Source organism: Pseudomonas fluorescens (genome assembly GCF_000967965.1).
Lineage (GTDB): Bacteria > Pseudomonadota > Gammaproteobacteria > Pseudomonadales > Pseudomonadaceae > Aquipseudomonas > Aquipseudomonas grandcourensis.
In genome coordinates, this window is sequence record NZ_LACC01000022.1 from 263,255 (window position 1) to 278,057 (window position 14,803).

Below are 14,803 nucleotides of genomic sequence, written 5' to 3' on the forward strand. Positions count from 1 at the left end.
ATCAAACGTCAACAGACCCTCGGCAGCTCATAGCGTCAGGTAACTGATAAGTCGGCTCAACAGGCCCAGACCAATGGTCACTGCCAATACCAGTACAAGGAGCATCCACGGCCGGAAAGGCTTGCGCTCGACTTGGTGCTGGGACAACTGCAGGTACTCTTCGACATGCTTTTGGTCGTCGGGGTTCAGGCGGCTGGTCATATCGGGCCTCGTCAGGAGTAGACGTTGCTGAATGTGTAGAAGCTACAGGGAAATTATTCAGCTGTGAACGAAGCTTAGCTGCTGACCGGGGAAAGGCTCGAGGCTCACAGGCTGATCCCGACGTCGAACACAATGCTGCGCCCCAGGTTGCTGCGCAAGAAGTCCGGCGCATCCGGGTGAGCGAACAGCACGCGGGCGAATGTCGGCCCAACCAATGACAGCGAACGCCAGCCCTGGCGCAGGTATTCGGTCGGCGGCGGGAAATGGCTGTTGAGGTCCAGCACTTCGCGTTTGAGGCTGGCGAAGGCAATGATGTCCAGCTCACCCAGATCCATGCCGCGTTCTTTATAGTTGTGTGCTTTTTTGCGCAAGGTCGGCGCCAATCGCAGCAAGAACTCGTTGGCGGGGATGCGTCGTGGCTTGGCCTCGCGGCGCACCAGTTGGCTCAGGGAAAACGCACTGCGTCGGCGTTTCAGTTCGTCGCGCCATTCATCGTTGAGGCGCCGCCCCTCGTCGAGCACGAAGAACACCTCGAAACTGGCATCGCGAAACAACACATCCGGCGGCTCCCCGGCGGGGGCGAACTCATCGGCGCGATAGGGAATGTTCAAGCCTTGCAGCAGGCGCTGGCAAACCCAACGCTCACGCTCCCATTTGCGGGCATTGGACAGGAACGCGTTGGCTTGCTCGGCCGCGATGGTCAGCAGGCGTAAATAATCTGAGTCATCCATAGGCCCAAGCTTAGCGTTCAAATGTGATCGCAAAGAAGACAATTTGTCGGAGAGGCTCAATGCCTTCCGTTCCCATGCCCGTTCCAGGGCCCTGCACAAAACGGATAGTGATCTGCGCTCATTGGCTATTGCCACGTATCGGGCGGCTCTACCCTCGGCTGTACGGACGTAAGCCGTGTTACCGCCGCTCTAAAAAAACAACAACAAGAGATATATGCCATGCGCAAGATCGACGTACATGAGGTTATCGACAACGCTCGCTTCAACCGCTTTCACTGGATGGTGCTGTTCTGGTGTGCCCTGATCATCATCTTCGACGGTTACGATCTGGTGATCTACGGCGTGGTCCTGCCGATGCTGATGAAAGAGTGGGGGCTCAGTCCTCTGCAAGCCGGTGCCCTGGGCAGCTATGCACTGTTCGGCATGATGTTCGGCGCGCTGTTCTTCGGACCGCTGTCAGACAGGATCGGCCGCAAGAAAGCCATCACGATCTGCGTGATGCTCTTCAGTGGTTTCACCGTGCTCAATGGTTTCGCCCGAAACCCCACCGAGTTTGGCCTTTGTCGCTTCATTGCCGGGCTCGGCATTGGCGGCGTGATGCCTAACGTCGTGGCGCTGATGAACGAGTACGCGCCGAAAAAAATCCGCAGCACGCTGGTCGCGATCATGTTCAGCGGTTACTCGGTGGGCGGCATGCTGTCCGCCGGCCTGGGCATTGTGCTGATCCCGAGTTTCGGCTGGCAGTCGGTGTTTTACGTGGCGATCCTGCCGTTGCTGTTGTTGCCGCTGATCATGTATTTCCTGCCCGAATCGGTGGGCTTCATGTTGCGTCAGGGGCGTAATGAAGAGGCGCGCAACATTCTTCAGTGCATCGATCCGGCCTACGTCGCGCAAACCACTGATCAATTGCACATGGCCGAAGTGAAAGGCACCGGCACACCAGTGTTGCAGTTGTTCCGTGAAGGCCGTGCGCTGCGCACGCTGATGCTCTGGCTGGCGTTTTTCTGCTGCCTGTTGATGGTGTACGCGCTGAGTTCCTGGCTGCCGAAACTGATGGCCAACGCCGGTTACAGCTTGGGTTCGAGCCTGTCGTTCCTGCTGGTGTTGAACTTCGGGGCGATCTTCGGCGCGGTCGGTGGTGGGGTGCTGGGCGACAAACTCAATCTGCCGAGAGTGCTGGCGGTGTTTTTCGCCATGGCGGCGGTGTCGATAACCCTGTTGGGCTTCAACAGCCCGATGCCGGTGTTGTACCTGCTGATCGCCATTGCGGGTGCCACCACCATTGGCTCGCAGATTCTCTTGTACGCCTGCGCCGCGCAGTTTTATTCCATGACGATTCGCTCTACCGGTCTGGGCTGGGCGTCGGGCATTGGGCGCAACGGGGCCATCGTCGGTCCGCTGCTGGGTGGTGCCTTGCTCGGGATCAGCTTGCCCCTGCAACTGAACTTCATGGCGTTTGCCTTGCCCGGTGCGGTGGCGGCCCTGGCCATGACCGTGTTCGCCATCAGCAGCCGACGCAGCGCTGCTGGCGTCAACCCTGCGTTGTCAGCGACCGGTGCCTGAATCATGAAAGCGTTTTTCCAGGACTTCTCGTTGTCAGCCGCCGTGGCTGGATTCGTTGCCACGGTGATTTCCTACGCCGGCCCGTTGGTGATCATCTTTCAGGCGGCAGAAGCGGCACATCTTTCGCGGGAAGTGTTGTCGTCCTGGATCTGGGCGATCTCCATTGGCAGCGCCGTGCTCGGTATCGGTCTGAGCCTGCGCTATCGCGTTCCGGTGATCATCGCCTGGTCGGCGCCGGGCTCGGCGTTGCTGGTGACGCTGTTGCCGGACATCTCCATGGCAGAGGCGGTGGGGGCTTATCTGGTCAGCAGCCTGATCATTTTCGTGGTTGGCATCTCGGGGGCTTTCGACCGGATCATCAGCAAGCTGCCTGCAGCCATCGCGGCGGCGATGCTGGCGGGGATCCTGTTCAGTTTCGGCACCGGGTTGTTCGTGTCGATGCAGCGCAAGCCGTTGCTGGTCCTGGCGATGTTTGCCTGCTACCTGATCTGCAAGCGTGTGATGCCGCGTTATGCAGTGATGATGGTGCTGCTGGTGGGCTGTTCGATTGCCGCGTTCACCGGTGATTTGCATCGTGAAGCGCTGGTGATCGGCCTGGCCGCGCCGGTGTGGATCACGCCCGAGTTCAGCTTGGGCGCGATCCTGAACATCGCCTTGCCGCTGGTGATGGTGGCGTTGACCGGTCAGTTCGTGCCCGGCATGGCGGTGCTGCGGGCCAGCGGATATCCAACGCCGGCGAGCCCGATCATCGCCAGTAGCGCGCTGGGCACGGCATTGCTGGCGCCGTTTGGTTGCCATGGACTGAATCTGGCGGCGATCACAGCGGCGATCTGCACCGGTCGCGAATCCCACGAAAATCCTCGCAAACGCTATGTGGCCGGGGTCGTCGGCGGCCTGTGTTACCTGCTGTTGGGGATCTTCGGCGCCACGCTGGTCTCGCTGTTTTCAGCATTCCCCAAAGAGTTGATCGCGGCGCTGGCCGGGCTGGCCTTGTTCGCCGCCATTGCCGGCGCGTTGACGGGCGCGATGGCGGTGCCGAGCGATCGTGAAGCCGCGCTGGTGACCTTTCTGGTCACGGCTTCGGGCATGTCGCTGTTCGGTTTGTCCGCGGCGTTCTGGGGGCTGATTTTCGGCATGGTCACCCATGTGCTGTTGAGCGCCCGTCGTTCCGTCCCCCGTCGCAAATCCACTGCAACTGAAGTCCTTCAACCAGTCGATCAATAACAATAAGAGAAAAACGATGAAACAGATTTTCCCAACAACCGGTTCTGCGTTGTCCCTGGCTGTCGTCTCGAGTTTCTCCACAGGCGCGATGGCCGCTGAAAAAGGTTTTATCGAAGACACCACCGCGACGTTGCAGGCGCGCAATTACTACTTCAGCCGCGACTATTCCGACATCGTCGGCGCCAACCAGCAATCGAAGGCTGAAGAGTGGGCCCAGGGTTTCATCCTCAACGTGAAGTCCGGATACACCCCGGGCACCGTCGGGTTTGGGGTGGACGTCATCGGCTTGCTCGGCCTCAAGCTCGACAGCGCCCCGGACCGGACCAATACCGGTTTGCTACCGGTGCAGAGCGACGGCCACGCGGCGGATAACTACAGCCGTCTGGAAGGCGCGTTGAAGATGCGTTACTCCAAAACCGAGCTGAAAGTCGGTGAGTTGCAACCCAATCTGCCGGTGTTGGCATTCAGCGATATTCGCCTGCTGCCACCGAGTTATCAGGGCGCAAGCATCACTTCCAACGAGATCAATGGCCTGACGCTGCAGGGGGGGCACTTGAGTTCAACCAGCCTGCGCAACGAAGCTGGCGACGAAAAGATGCAAGCGATGCTGGGGCACGTACCGCAGCGTCAGGTCAGCAGCGACGGTTTCAATTTTGCCGGCGCTGATTATGCCTTCAATGACAAGCGCAGCTCGGTCAGCGCCTGGTACGGGCAACTGGAAGATATCTACAACCAGCGTTTTCTGGGTTTAAAGCACAGTGAGCCGGTGGGCGACTGGATCCTCGGCGCCAATCTCGGTTACTACGATTCGCGCGAGGACGGCAAGAAACTGCTGGGCAACATCGACAACCAGGCGTTCTTCTCGTTGCTGTCCGCCAAGCGTGGCGGCCATACGTTTTACGTCGGCTATCAAGGCATGTTCGGCGACAGTGCGTTCCCACGGGTGTTTGCCAACATCTCACCACTGGGCAACGAAGTGCCGACCTACGAGTTCGCCTTCACCGATGAACGTTCCTGGCAGGCGCGCTACGACTACGACTTCGCGGCGCTCGGCGTACCGGGGCTGACCAGTACCGTGCGCTACATCAGCGGCAACAATGTCGATACCGGCAAGGGCTTTGAAGGCAAGGACCGCGAACGTGACCTGGACATCGGCTATGTGCTGCAGAGCGGCAGCCTCAAAGGTTTGGGCATTCGCGTGCGCAACGCGATGGCGCGTTCAAACTACCGCAGTGATATCGACGAGAACCGCTTGATCCTCAGCTACACGTGGACCTTGCTGTGAGCCCTTTGATCACAGGTTGCTGGTGCAATCACCCATGACGTTGTACGTCACGCGGTGGGTCTGGCCCTGATGATCGACATACTCCATGGTCGCCGGTACAACCCCGCACGCTGTCGCCGTGTCGGACACAGAAACCACCTTGGCGATGTCCAGTGGCTGCGCCGGGTTGTACAGGACCGCGAGGGGGTCGTTGTCGGCGGCCATGGCCGAGGTGGCGATGACGGTCAGCAACAGGCTGATCAACGTTTTCATGTTGGCGTGCTCCGTGTCGGTTTCGATGTCTGAATTTTAGTCTTTGCCACCCACGGATAAAGGGGCGAACGGCGGATGCAGCCTTACATGAAACGTAACAATCACCGCTCGAAGGAGGCTTATGGATGTGCTTAACAACTTGCGCGTGTTCATCCGCGTGGTGGACTGCGCCAGTTTCACCGGGGCTGCCGATGCGCTGGATCTGTCGACCGCGCAGGTATCCCGATTGGTGGCGGATCTGGAGGAGCATGTTCAGGCGCGTCTGCTGCAACGCACCACGCGGCGCTTGAGCCTGACCGACGCCGGCGAGCGCTTGCTGCTGCGCAGCCGGCAAATCGTCGATGCCATGGATGAGGCGACGGCCGAGGCCCGTGGCGCTCATATCAATCCGGCCGGACGCCTGCGGGTGCACAGCATGAACGGCCTGGGTGTGCTGCTCACGCCGTTGATCGCCCGCTACAGCGAGCTTTATCCCGATGTGGTGTTCGAACTGACCTTGTCGCAGCGCAATCCCGATCCGCTGGAGGAGGGGCACGATGTGGTGATTTCGATCGCTCCCGAACTGGCCGATTCGCAAATGGTTGCGCAGGCCATCGGGCAGATCTACAGCGTGCCCTGTGCTTCCCCGGCTTACTTGCAACGCCGGGGTGTGCCGCAGCAGCCGCTGGCGCTGAGCGATCATCAATGCCTGCGCATGCTCGACCCGTTGTACAGCGATCAATGGCTGTTCCAGGACGCGCACGGCGAGCATGCCGTCAGCCCGGCCAAGACCTTTCAGTGCAATGTTGCCGAGTCGATGGTCAAGGCTTCGGAAGCGGGCATGGGCATCAGCCTGCTGCCGTTCTACACCGCGACGCGACCCTTGAACGACGGTACTTTGCTGCGCGTGTTACCTGCATGGCGCCTGCGCGAACGCAATGTGTATGCGCTGTATCCTTCGCGACGCTTTCTCGATGCCAAGGTCCGCACCTGGGTGGACTTTCTCAAGTCAGAGCTACCGAAACTGTTCGCCGAACATGACGCGGTGATGAACGATCCGAGGCATTGGGCCTGAAGTCGAAGGGCAGACGAGCGGCGGTGTAGACTGAGTGTCTGTTGTTCTTCGCCTGGGAGGCGCGCGTAGCCATGATCGGTGCAGAGTTGCTGTCATCGCAAACCCTTGCGGTCGGCTGGCTGATCTATGTGCCGGTGTTGATCTGGGCGATCTGTCGCGCGCCGTGGGTTGAACTGTTCACCGACAGCCGTCGCCAGCATCTGCTGTTCGGGACGGTGTTTGCGCTGTTTCTGTTGTGGTTGGTGCGGCGCGACTTTGATACCGGCGTGTCTTACCATTTCATCGGCATGACAGCGGTGACGCTACTGCTGGACTGGCCGCTGGCGCTGGTCGGCGGGTTGGTTGCGCAAACGGGGCTGGTGCTGCTCGGCCGACAGGACCTGGCGGCGGTCGGGGTCAATGGCGCGCTGTTGATTGCGCTGCCGGTGCTGGTCACCGAGTGCTGCGCCATTCTGGTGGAGCGTGCGCAGCCGCGGAATCCCTTCGTGTATATCTTCGTTTCCGGATTCTTTGCCGCCGCGCTGTCGGCGTTGCTGTGCCTGCTGCTGGCGCTGTGGTTGCTATGGTTCGATGAGCGTTTCGAGATGCCGTACTGGCTTGAGGATTTTGTCGGTTACCTGTGGCTGATCATTTTTCCCGAAGCGTTTATCAACGGCATGATCGTCAGTGCGCTGGTGGTGTTCTGCCCGGAATGGCTGGAGACGTTCAACCGCACCCGCTACCTCTCGGCCCCCTGGAAAGACGACGATCCCAAGTCCTGATCCACATCAAAACCTGGAATCGCCTTCTCGATGGATCAGTGGCGCGGGTCGAAGTCACCGCTGAACATCTCGTCCTCGGCATCGGGAGCCACTGGAATCTTGTGCTCTTCGGACGCCCAGGCACCCAGGTCGATCAGTTTGCAGCGGTCGGAGCAGAATGGCCGGAATTTGCTCTCGGCGGTCCATTCCACGGGGGCGCCACAGGTTGGGCATTCGACAGTTGTTGGTTGGCTCATGACTGGCCTCCACGCAAAGAAAGATAAAAGTGATGCAGGCGTTCAACCTCGCTGTGCAGCCAGGCAAGGTCGCGGTCATTGACCACGACGTCGTCGGCATGGCTCACGCGATCCTGGCGGCTGGACTGGGCCTTGAGGATCGCCTGGACTTGCTGTTCGCTGGTCTGGTCACGTTGCAGGGTACGTTCGATCTGCAATTGTTCGGGGGCATCGATCACCAGCACCCGTTGGGTCATGGCGTATTGCCCGGACTCGATCAGCAGCGGCGAAACCAGAATCGCATAAGGCGATTTTGCCAGCGCCAGGTGGTGAGCGATCTCCTCACCGATCAGCGGATGCAGGAGGGCCTCGAGCCAGCGGCGTTCTTCAGGCACCTCGAAGATCAATTTGCGTAGCGCGGCGCGGTCCAGTTGCCCGTCGGCCTGCAACACGCCGGGGCCGAAGTGCTCGGCGATTTGCGCCAGTGCCGGGCGGCCGGGTTCCACTACCCAGCGAGCGGCATGATCGGCGTCGACCACATGCACGCCCAGATCGATGAAGTGTTGGGCGGCCGCACTTTTGCCGCTACCGATGCCGCCGGTCAGGCCGAGAATCCAGGGTTTTTCCACAGGGCTATTCATTTCAAACCGACAAACTGCCAATAGAGGTCGGTTATTTGACCACCCCAGAGCAACGCAATCCAGCCGGCAATGGCCAGATAGGGGCCGAAAGGGATCGGCGTCGAGGTTTTTGCATTACGCCAGCGCAGCAGCATCAGCCCGATAATGGCACCCACCAGCGAGGACAGCAGGATGGTCAGCGGCAAAATCTGCCAGCCACCCCAGGCGCCCAGCATCGCCAGCAGCTTGAAATCACCGTAGCCCATGCCGTCCTTGCCCGTGGTCAGCTTGAACAGCCAGAACACCGACCACAGCAGGCTGTAACCGGCGATCGCCCCCCAAAGCGCCTCGTGCAACGACACGAACAGGCCGAAACTGTTGACGATCAACCCCAGCCATATCAACGGCAGCACCAGTACGTCCGGCAATATCTGATGTTCGGCGTCGATCAGGCTCATCGCCAGCAACCCCCAGCTCAGGACCAGCACCAGGGCGGCCGGCCAACCGAAGCCGAAGTGCCAGGCAACAAACGCCGACAACAGCCCGCAGGCCAGTTCGGTCAACGGATAGCGCGGGCTGATCGCTGCCGCACAGGCTGAGCAGCGGCCGCGCAAAAATACATAACTGAGCAACGGGATGTTTTCCCAGGCGCGGATTCGGTGACCGCAGTGCGGGCACTGGGAGTGGGGCAGCAACAGGTTATAGGTCGGCAACGGCGTTTCGCCAGGCAGCCCGAGAATGTCATGGGCCTGCTCACGCCAGTCGCGTTCGAGCATTTTCGGCAGGCGCCAGATCACAACATTGAGGAAACTGCCGACCAGCAGGCCGGTGATGCCTGCGAGAAGGACAAAGGCCAGCGCAGAGTGAATCAGGATTTCATTCAAGGGCATGTCAGATCGCTGAGCCAAGTTGGAAGATGGGCAGGTACATGGCAACTACCAGTCCACCGACGATAACACCCAGCACCACCATGATGAATGGCTCCATCAGGCTGGTGAGGTTATCGACCATGTTATCGACGTTGTCTTCGTAGAACCCCGCGACTTTGTCGAGCATAGCGTCCAGGGTGCCGGACTCTTCGCCGATGGCGGTCATTTGTATCGCCATGTTCGGAAAGACGCCGCAGGTGCGCATGGCGAAATGCAATTGCATGCCGGTCGAGATGTCCTGCCGGATGCGCAGTACCGCGCGCTTGAACACGACATTGCCGGTCGCACCGGCCACTGATTCCAGGGCCTCCACCAGCGGCACGCCGGCAGCGAAAGTGGTCGACAGTGTACGGGCGAACCGGGCCACGGCGGACTTGTGCATCAGGGTGCCCACCAGCGGCAGTTTCAGCAGCGAGGTGTCCAACCGGTCACGGAAGGCGGGGGATGTCCTGAGGGCGTGGCGCACGCCGAAGGTCATCGTGATAAGCGCGCCAAGGACCACCCACCACCAGGTCTGCATGAATTGCGACAGGCCAATGACCATCACGGTGAAGGCCGGCAGTTCGGCGCCAAAGCCTTTGAACACCGATTCGAATTGTGGCACGACATTGACCAGCAGAATCCCGGTGACAATCGCCGCGACGAACACCACCACCAGCGGGTAGGTCATGGCTTTCCTGATCCTGGCCTTGAGGCTTTCGCTTTTTTCCTTGTAGGTTGCGACCCGTTCCAAAAGGGTGTCGAGGGCACCGGCCTGTTCGCCGGCATCCACCAGGTTGCAATACAACTCATCGAAATACCGGGGCTTCTTGCGCAGGGCGGCGGCGAAGCTGCTGCCCGCCGCAACTTCCTGTTTCAGTTCGTCCACCAGCTTGCGCATGGCCGGATTGTCGAAGCCTTCGCCGATGATGTCGAAGGACTGCAATAACGGCACGCCGGCCTTCATCATCGTCGCCATTTGCCGGGTGAACAGGGCAATGTCCTGGGCCGTGATGCGCTTGCCCATGTTGAACACCGAATGGTTTTTTTTGCGGACCTTGCCGGGAGTGATGCCTTGCTTGCGCAGCTTCGCCTTGATCAGCGCCGGGTTTTGAGCGCTAAGTTCGCCGGTCACTTTTGTGCCTTTGCGGTCGATGCCTTCCCATGCATACACGCTGATTTTCGCTGCCTTGACCGCCATGTTCAGTCCTGGGTATTCCGATTGAATTGCTCTTATAGCCTAGTCAAGGGACGGGGCCAAACCCGCCAGGGTGAGGTGACAAAAAACGTCAGATAGTGCTAATCCTGGTAGTAGGTAAGGGCTTTGCGGACACCATGCCCCCTGCCAACAGGGGCTTCTGGCCTTGGCACAGGCTGTGCTGCCATGGGGCAGGTCATGAGCCTTCGACTCATGCATGGAGCTTGTACATGAACAATCAGAAAGGTTTTACCCTGATCGAGTTGCTCGTCGTGGTGGCGATCATCGGGATCCTGGCAACACTGGGCCTGCCGATGTATTCCAAGTACCAGGCCCGGGCCAAGGTCACGGCGGCGCTGGCCGAGCTGACTGCAATGAAGGTGCCATTCGAGGATGTGATCAGCCAGGGGGAAACCCCGACAATTGCCAACGTGGCGCCTGCCGGCGAGACATCGACCAACCACTGCACCCTGTCTGTGACGGCTACAACGCCGGCGGGAGCGGGATCAATCGTTTGTACGTTGCACAATGCCCCGGGGGTGGTCCAGGGCAAAACCGTCACACTGACACGGGACGAAGACAAAGGCTGGTCATGCAAGAGCAGCGTTTCCCAGGATTACCTGCCTAAAGGGTGTTCCGGTTCTGCGGCATGAATTGCTGAATCAAGTCCCCGCTTTTGCGGGGATTTTCCTGTTTGTCGACCCGTCGTCAAATGCCGCAGATAAAGCTCAGAAATTTCAGCATCTTAGGAACTTTCCATAAACCCGCAACTTGCATGCAGTGGTTGGGGTTCTCGTGCATTTTGCATGATTCCGAAAATTGGATGATTTTGTAACTTGTTGATTAATAAGGTTTTACTCTCTTTTTAGAAGTTGGCACAACGTTCGCAATATCCTAGGTAACCCTGCCGACAAGACACCCGGCAGACTTTCCGAAAAACAGGAGTTACTCGTATGAAGAAGTTCGCTATCGCTGCCGCTACTGCTACCGCGCTGACCCTGACCATGGCAAACGCGGCATTCGCCCAGACCACTCAAGCCACCCAGGCTCCAATGACCCTGGCGGCGGGTGAAATGACCAAGGCTACAGAAGCTACTTCCGATACCTGGATCACCACCAAAGTTAAAAGTGACCTGATGACTGAAAAAGGCATTCCAGGTACCGACATCAAAGTTGAAACCAACAAGGGTGTTGTATCGCTGTCGTCGACGGTCGCCATTACTGAAGCTCAGAAAACCACCGCAGTGGCCATTACCAAGAAAATCAAAGGCGTCAAGGCGGTCTCCGCTGACGGCCTCAAAGCCGAGTAAGACAAGGCTTCTCGCCTGGACCGGGAGAAGGCGCGACAGACGGGCTGAGTCATACGTCTGTTGCAACCTGAGTGTTCATGTGAAGGGCCATAAGGATGTGGCCGTCACTGGCCCCGCGCACTTTTGCCGGGGCCTGTTTTATGTGTAGCGCTGAAAACCCGCTCCCACATTGGATAGTGCTAATCAATTGCTGCGTTTGCTGGTGATCTGTTTCAGCCGATTACCTTCGAACCGCAAGTATTGATACATCCCGCCATTCGGTCCGTAGGTCCATTCCTCGACCTGAAACTCCTCGCGCCGATCTGCACTGCGCTTGTACCCCAGCAAGTCGCGACTGACCGGTTCCCCGCATTTCTGCAGGACCTCACTCGAGCGATCGCCGACGCTGATCAACTGGCTGCCACAGCGCAGGGTATCGGCCGCCCAAGCCTGACTGGCGCAGAGCACCAGAACCAGGCCTGCCAGCCGCCGATTCATCACTCGGCATCCAGATGCATTGGTGTCACCACGCGGCCGTCACTTTGCGCCTCGCCCAGGTTGGCGTCGATGAAGTACACCCGGTCATCTTCCAGCTGGGCCTTGTCGACCAGATAATCCTTGATGCTGCTGGCGCGTTCCTGGCCCAGTTGACGCAACAGCACGTCGCTGGAGCTCCAGAACTTGATCACCTCGGCGCGCATTTTCGCGGTGCGCTCTTCCTTGCCCAGGTCCTTCCATTCGGCAGGGGGCTGGGTTTTCAGGCGGGTGCGGTAGATACCTTCGAGCAGCGGGCCTTTTTCTCCGTCCGGCACTTCCAGCAACGAAGCCTGGGCCGGGACCTTGTCACCGCGGCGCTGGAGCATTTTGTAGTAGTTGTACTGGTACTCACGCTCCAGGCGTTGTTCGGCGATCAACGGGCCATCGCTGCTCTGGGCGGCGGTGCCTTCGATTTCCAGGCGCAGGGCTGGGCGTTCCTTGAGCGCCTTGGACAGTTTGTCCAGGGCGCCTTCGGCGTCCTTGCCCAATTCGCTGGAACCCGCTGCGAATGAAACGCTGCCCAGGTCTTCCGAGCCACCACCGTTGACCAGCCCGCCAATAAGTTTGAACGGTGCTGCCGCGGCTTTGACGACCAGGTTGCGCAGGGTCTGCCAGATAATCGGCATGACGCTGAACTGAGGGTTGTTCAGGTCGCCGGTGACCGGAAGTTCGATGGAGATCTTGCCGTCGACGTCCTTGAGCAAGGCAATGGCCAGTTTCAGCGGCAGGCTCACGGCATCCGGGCTGTCGACTTTTTCACCCAGTTGCAGTTGTTCTACCACCACTTTGTTTTCGGCTTTGAGCTGACCCTTGGTGATCTGGTAGTGCAGGTCGAGATTGAGCCGGCCCTTGCGGATACGGTAGCCGGCGAACTTGCCGGAGTAGGGCGTCAGCGTGGTCAGTTCCACGCGTTTGAAGCTGGTGGCGATGTCGAGGCTGGCCATCGGGTCGAACGGATTGACCGAGCCCTTGATGGTCACCGGCGCGTAGCGATCGACCTTGCCCTTGACGTCGACACTGGCCGGTTTCGGCTGGCGGCTGTCGATGGTGCCGATCTGCCCGTTGAGTTGCTGGATGGCGGTGGCGAAGTTCGGGGTCAGGCTGAAGTCGGCAAAGTTGGCCGAACCATCATTGATGAAAATCCCGCCGATGTGGATGCCCAGCGGTTTTTCGTTGCTGGCCGGTTTGCTTGCCGCCGGTTTTGCCCCGGAGTCCGCCGGCTGCGGAATCAGCAGGTCATCGATGTTGGTGGTGCGATCATCGTTGATCATGAAGCGCGCATAGGGCTGGAACAGGTTGATCTTGTCGATCGACAGGCTGTCCCCATGCTGATAGTTCAGGCCTTCGACCACGACCTGTTGCCACTTGAGGAAGTCGCGGGTTTTCAGGGTGTCCAGGGTATGCAACTGATCGACCTGGGCGCGGCCGGTGACGTTGAACGCCAGGGGCTCGGTGCTTTTCAGGTTGACTGCCAGATCGCTGCCCAGCATGCCGCTGCGCAGTTCCAGGCGAATGAACGGCGTGATGTAGGACTGGGCAACCCGCAGGTCGATGTCCTTGGTCTGTACCTTCAGTCTGGCGCTGACCGGGGCCAGGTTGACCTCGCCGTCGGCCATGATCTTGCCTTGCTTGCCCACGCCGGTATCGAGCTTGAGGGTAAAGGGTGAACCGCTGAGGCTGTCGAAGTTTTGCAGGTCGAGGTTCAGCGGACCCAGTTCCAGAGCGACGGCGGGTTGTGCCTTGCGGTCAGCCAGATGCACCTGGTAGTCGCGCAGTTGCACATCCTTGAGCAGCACCTGCCAGGGTTTGTCTGGGGCGGCCGGTTCAGGTTTCGGTGAGTCTGCCGCCGCCGGAGTACTGGTCGGTTCGGCATCCGCCTTGGCATTGGCGGTGGGTTTTGACGGTTGGCTGGCGAACAGTTTCTGCCAATCGAGTTGGCCGTCCGATTCCAGCGCGGCCCAGGTTTCCAGTTTGTGGCTGCGGATCTTGCCGACCACCACTTGCTGCTTGGCCAGGTCCACGGTGGTTTCGCTGACGTCCAGGCGCTCGAGCTTTACCAGCGGTCGACCATCCGGCGCCTTGATCGCGAAGGGGGCGATGCTGACCGCTACATTGTTCAGCAGCAGCTCGGTTTCCTTGGCCAGGTTGAGTTTGTAGTCGGTGCTGATGCTCATGACGCCGTTTTCGAGATCCAGTGGCACGGCATCGCGCACATAGGGCCAAAAGGCTTTCATCTTGCCATCAGTGATTTTCAGCTTACCTTCGGAGGCGATCGGGATCAGGCTGAAGTTGCCGGTCCAGTCGATCTGTCCGCCATTGGGGCCGACGGCCACCAGGGTCATGTCGGCGCTGTCATCGGGCAGGGTGCTGAGGTTCTTCAGCTCGAAATCGAGTGTGTCGTAGAGAAACTCGATGGGCTCGCTGGGCCGGGCGTCTTCAAAGTGCACGGCGCCGCCCGCCAGTTTGATCCGCTCGATGCGCAGCGGAAACGGCTTGGCATTAGGGTCGGCCGGCGTGGGTTCGCTCGCTGGCAGTTTGAACAGCCCGAGCAGATTGAGTTTGCCGTCCTTGCTGAACAGGATTTCGGTCTTGGGCTTGTCCAGTTCGACATCGGACAGGTGCACCGCCTTGGTCCACAGACTGTCGAATTGCAGGTTGGCGTACAACCGCTCGAAACCGACCTGCTCCTTGCCGGGTTCGCCGATGTTCAAGCCCCAAAGGGTAAGCTCAAGGCTGAACGGATTGAATTCGATCCGCTGGATGGTCGCCGGTGTGGTGGCGTAGTTGGTCAGTTGCTGGTTGGCAACGCGCAATGCGACACCCGGTAAAATCAGAAAACCCAGCAAGCTGTAGAGGGCCAGAGCAGTCAACAAGGCGCCGATGGCGCGAATCAATCCTTTGTGCATGTGCGGCTTCATCTGTCTGAATCGGAGTGCCTTGGAGTATGGCATGCGTTTCCGGTTCC

At 59.5% G+C, this 14,803-nt stretch carries 16 protein-coding genes; 7 read left to right on the plus strand and 9 right to left on the minus strand.

Going from position 1 to position 14,803, the window contains the following annotated elements:
- Window positions 1–27: 27 nt before the first annotated feature.
- Together VC35_RS18145 and VC35_RS18150 are read right to left on the minus strand one after the other, a co-directional pair.
- Window positions 28–201 (minus strand): DUF3094 domain-containing protein, encoded by a 174-nt coding sequence (locus VC35_RS18145; protein WP_046041793.1) that lies wholly within the window; start codon window positions 199–201, stop codon window positions 28–30.
- Window positions 202–305: 104 nt separating this feature from the next.
- Window positions 306–932: a DUF1780 domain-containing protein gene (locus tag VC35_RS18150; RefSeq protein ID WP_046041794.1), complete on the minus strand. Its 627-nt coding sequence runs from the start codon at window positions 930–932 to the stop codon at window positions 306–308.
- A 219-nt stretch (window positions 933–1,151) separates the two neighbouring features.
- Between VC35_RS18150 and VC35_RS18155 the strand changes: the two genes are divergently transcribed.
- Genes VC35_RS18155 through VC35_RS18165 form a run of 3 tightly spaced genes read left to right on the plus strand, consistent with a single transcriptional unit; the run spans window position 1,152 to window position 5,004 of the window.
- Window positions 1,152–2,495 carry an aromatic acid/H+ symport family MFS transporter gene (locus VC35_RS18155; protein ID WP_046041795.1) on the plus strand — a complete coding sequence of 448 codons (1,344 nt, stop codon included), beginning with the start codon at window positions 1,152–1,154 and terminating at the stop codon, window positions 2,493–2,495.
- A 3-nt stretch (window positions 2,496–2,498) separates the two neighbouring features.
- Window positions 2,499–3,719 carry a benzoate/H(+) symporter BenE family transporter gene (locus tag VC35_RS18160; RefSeq protein ID WP_046041796.1) on the plus strand — a complete coding sequence of 407 codons (1,221 nt, stop codon included), beginning with the start codon at window positions 2,499–2,501 and terminating at the stop codon, window positions 3,717–3,719.
- Between the two features lie 16 nt (window positions 3,720–3,735).
- Window positions 3,736–5,004: an OprD family porin gene (locus VC35_RS18165; protein WP_046041797.1), complete on the plus strand. Its 1,269-nt coding sequence runs from the start codon at window positions 3,736–3,738 to the stop codon at window positions 5,002–5,004.
- A 9-nt stretch (window positions 5,005–5,013) separates the two neighbouring features.
- Here VC35_RS18165 and VC35_RS18170 read toward each other — a convergent pair whose 3' ends face one another.
- Complete coding sequence (locus VC35_RS18170; RefSeq protein WP_046041798.1) at window positions 5,014–5,256, minus strand: DUF2790 domain-containing protein; 243 nt, start codon at window positions 5,254–5,256, stop codon at window positions 5,014–5,016.
- A 121-nt stretch (window positions 5,257–5,377) separates the two neighbouring features.
- On the opposite strand from VC35_RS18170, the gene VC35_RS18175 reads away from it, so the two are divergent.
- Window positions 5,378–6,310, plus strand: a complete 933-nt coding sequence (locus VC35_RS18175) for a LysR family transcriptional regulator (protein ID WP_046041799.1) — start codon at window positions 5,378–5,380, stop codon at window positions 6,308–6,310.
- A 71-nt stretch (window positions 6,311–6,381) separates the two neighbouring features.
- On the plus strand, window positions 6,382–7,071 hold the full coding sequence (locus tag VC35_RS18180) for an energy-coupling factor ABC transporter permease (protein WP_046041838.1): 690 nt from the start codon (window positions 6,382–6,384) through the stop codon (window positions 7,069–7,071).
- Window positions 7,072–7,106: 35 nt separating this feature from the next.
- On the opposite strand, the gene yacG is transcribed toward VC35_RS18180, so the two are convergent.
- The 4 genes from yacG to VC35_RS18200 are packed head-to-tail and all read right to left on the minus strand — an operon-like array spanning window position 7,107 to window position 10,015.
- Window positions 7,107–7,307, minus strand: a complete 201-nt coding sequence (gene yacG / locus VC35_RS18185) for a DNA gyrase inhibitor YacG (protein WP_007970539.1) — start codon at window positions 7,305–7,307, stop codon at window positions 7,107–7,109.
- The gene (gene coaE, locus VC35_RS18190; RefSeq protein WP_046041800.1) at window positions 7,304–7,927 is read right to left on the minus strand and encodes a dephospho-CoA kinase; all 624 of its coding nucleotides are present in this window, start codon (window positions 7,925–7,927) and stop codon (window positions 7,304–7,306) included. Before coaE ends, yacG begins: the two co-directional genes overlap by 4 nt.
- Window positions 7,924–8,796 carry a prepilin peptidase gene (locus tag VC35_RS18195; protein WP_046041801.1) on the minus strand — a complete coding sequence of 291 codons (873 nt, stop codon included), beginning with the start codon at window positions 8,794–8,796 and terminating at the stop codon, window positions 7,924–7,926. Before VC35_RS18195 ends, coaE begins: the two co-directional genes overlap by 4 nt.
- Before the next feature lies 1 nt (window position 8,797).
- Window positions 8,798–10,015 (minus strand): type II secretion system F family protein, encoded by a 1,218-nt coding sequence (locus tag VC35_RS18200; protein WP_046041802.1) that lies wholly within the window; start codon window positions 10,013–10,015, stop codon window positions 8,798–8,800.
- Between the two features lie 227 nt (window positions 10,016–10,242).
- On the opposite strand from VC35_RS18200, the gene VC35_RS18205 reads away from it, so the two are divergent.
- The gene (locus VC35_RS18205) at window positions 10,243–10,665 is read left to right on the plus strand and encodes a pilin (protein ID WP_046041803.1); all 423 of its coding nucleotides are present in this window, start codon (window positions 10,243–10,245) and stop codon (window positions 10,663–10,665) included.
- A gap of 300 nt (window positions 10,666–10,965) precedes the next feature.
- Window positions 10,966–11,322: a BON domain-containing protein gene (locus tag VC35_RS18210; RefSeq protein WP_046041804.1), complete on the plus strand. Its 357-nt coding sequence runs from the start codon at window positions 10,966–10,968 to the stop codon at window positions 11,320–11,322.
- Between the two features lie 183 nt (window positions 11,323–11,505).
- On the opposite strand, the gene VC35_RS18215 is transcribed toward VC35_RS18210, so the two are convergent.
- Window positions 11,506–11,799, minus strand: coding sequence for a DUF2845 domain-containing protein (locus VC35_RS18215; RefSeq protein ID WP_185754807.1), 294 nt, complete (start codon window positions 11,797–11,799; stop codon window positions 11,506–11,508).
- Window positions 11,799–14,789, minus strand: a complete 2,991-nt coding sequence (locus VC35_RS18220; RefSeq protein WP_046041806.1) for a DUF748 domain-containing protein — start codon at window positions 14,787–14,789, stop codon at window positions 11,799–11,801. The genes VC35_RS18215 and VC35_RS18220 overlap by 1 nt, the downstream gene beginning before the upstream one ends.
- Window positions 14,790–14,803: the final 14 nt, after the last annotated feature.

Bases quoted from the DNA above. Each gene is read 5' to 3' on its own strand.
- VC35_RS18170 (WP_046041798.1), bottom strand. From the start codon at position 5,256: ATGAAAACGTTGATCAGCCTGTTGCTGACCGTCATCGCCACCTCGGCC.
- yacG (WP_007970539.1), bottom strand. From the start codon at position 7,307: ATGAGCCAACCAACAACTGTCGAATGCCCAACCTGTGGCGCCCCCGTG.
- VC35_RS18220 (WP_046041806.1), bottom strand. From the start codon at position 14,789: ATGCCATACTCCAAGGCACTCCGATTCAGACAGATGAAGCCGCACATG.
- VC35_RS18215 (WP_185754807.1), bottom strand. From the start codon at position 11,799: ATGAATCGGCGGCTGGCAGGCCTGGTTCTGGTGCTCTGCGCCAGTCAG.
- VC35_RS18205 (WP_046041803.1), top strand. From the start codon at position 10,243: ATGAACAATCAGAAAGGTTTTACCCTGATCGAGTTGCTCGTCGTGGTG.
- VC35_RS18175 (WP_046041799.1), top strand. From the start codon at position 5,378: ATGGATGTGCTTAACAACTTGCGCGTGTTCATCCGCGTGGTGGACTGC.
- coaE (WP_046041800.1), bottom strand. From the start codon at position 7,927: ATGAATAGCCCTGTGGAAAAACCCTGGATTCTCGGCCTGACCGGCGGC.
- VC35_RS18150 (WP_046041794.1), bottom strand. From the start codon at position 932: ATGGATGACTCAGATTATTTACGCCTGCTGACCATCGCGGCCGAGCAA.
- VC35_RS18160 (WP_046041796.1), top strand. From the start codon at position 2,499: ATGAAAGCGTTTTTCCAGGACTTCTCGTTGTCAGCCGCCGTGGCTGGA.
- VC35_RS18145 (WP_046041793.1), bottom strand. From the start codon at position 201: ATGACCAGCCGCCTGAACCCCGACGACCAAAAGCATGTCGAAGAGTAC.
- VC35_RS18165 (WP_046041797.1), top strand. From the start codon at position 3,736: ATGAAACAGATTTTCCCAACAACCGGTTCTGCGTTGTCCCTGGCTGTC.
- VC35_RS18155 (WP_046041795.1), top strand. From the start codon at position 1,152: ATGCGCAAGATCGACGTACATGAGGTTATCGACAACGCTCGCTTCAAC.
- VC35_RS18210 (WP_046041804.1), top strand. From the start codon at position 10,966: ATGAAGAAGTTCGCTATCGCTGCCGCTACTGCTACCGCGCTGACCCTG.
- VC35_RS18200 (WP_046041802.1), bottom strand. From the start codon at position 10,015: ATGGCGGTCAAGGCAGCGAAAATCAGCGTGTATGCATGGGAAGGCATC.
- VC35_RS18180 (WP_046041838.1), top strand. From the start codon at position 6,382: ATGATCGGTGCAGAGTTGCTGTCATCGCAAACCCTTGCGGTCGGCTGG.
- VC35_RS18195 (WP_046041801.1), bottom strand. From the start codon at position 8,796: ATGCCCTTGAATGAAATCCTGATTCACTCTGCGCTGGCCTTTGTCCTT.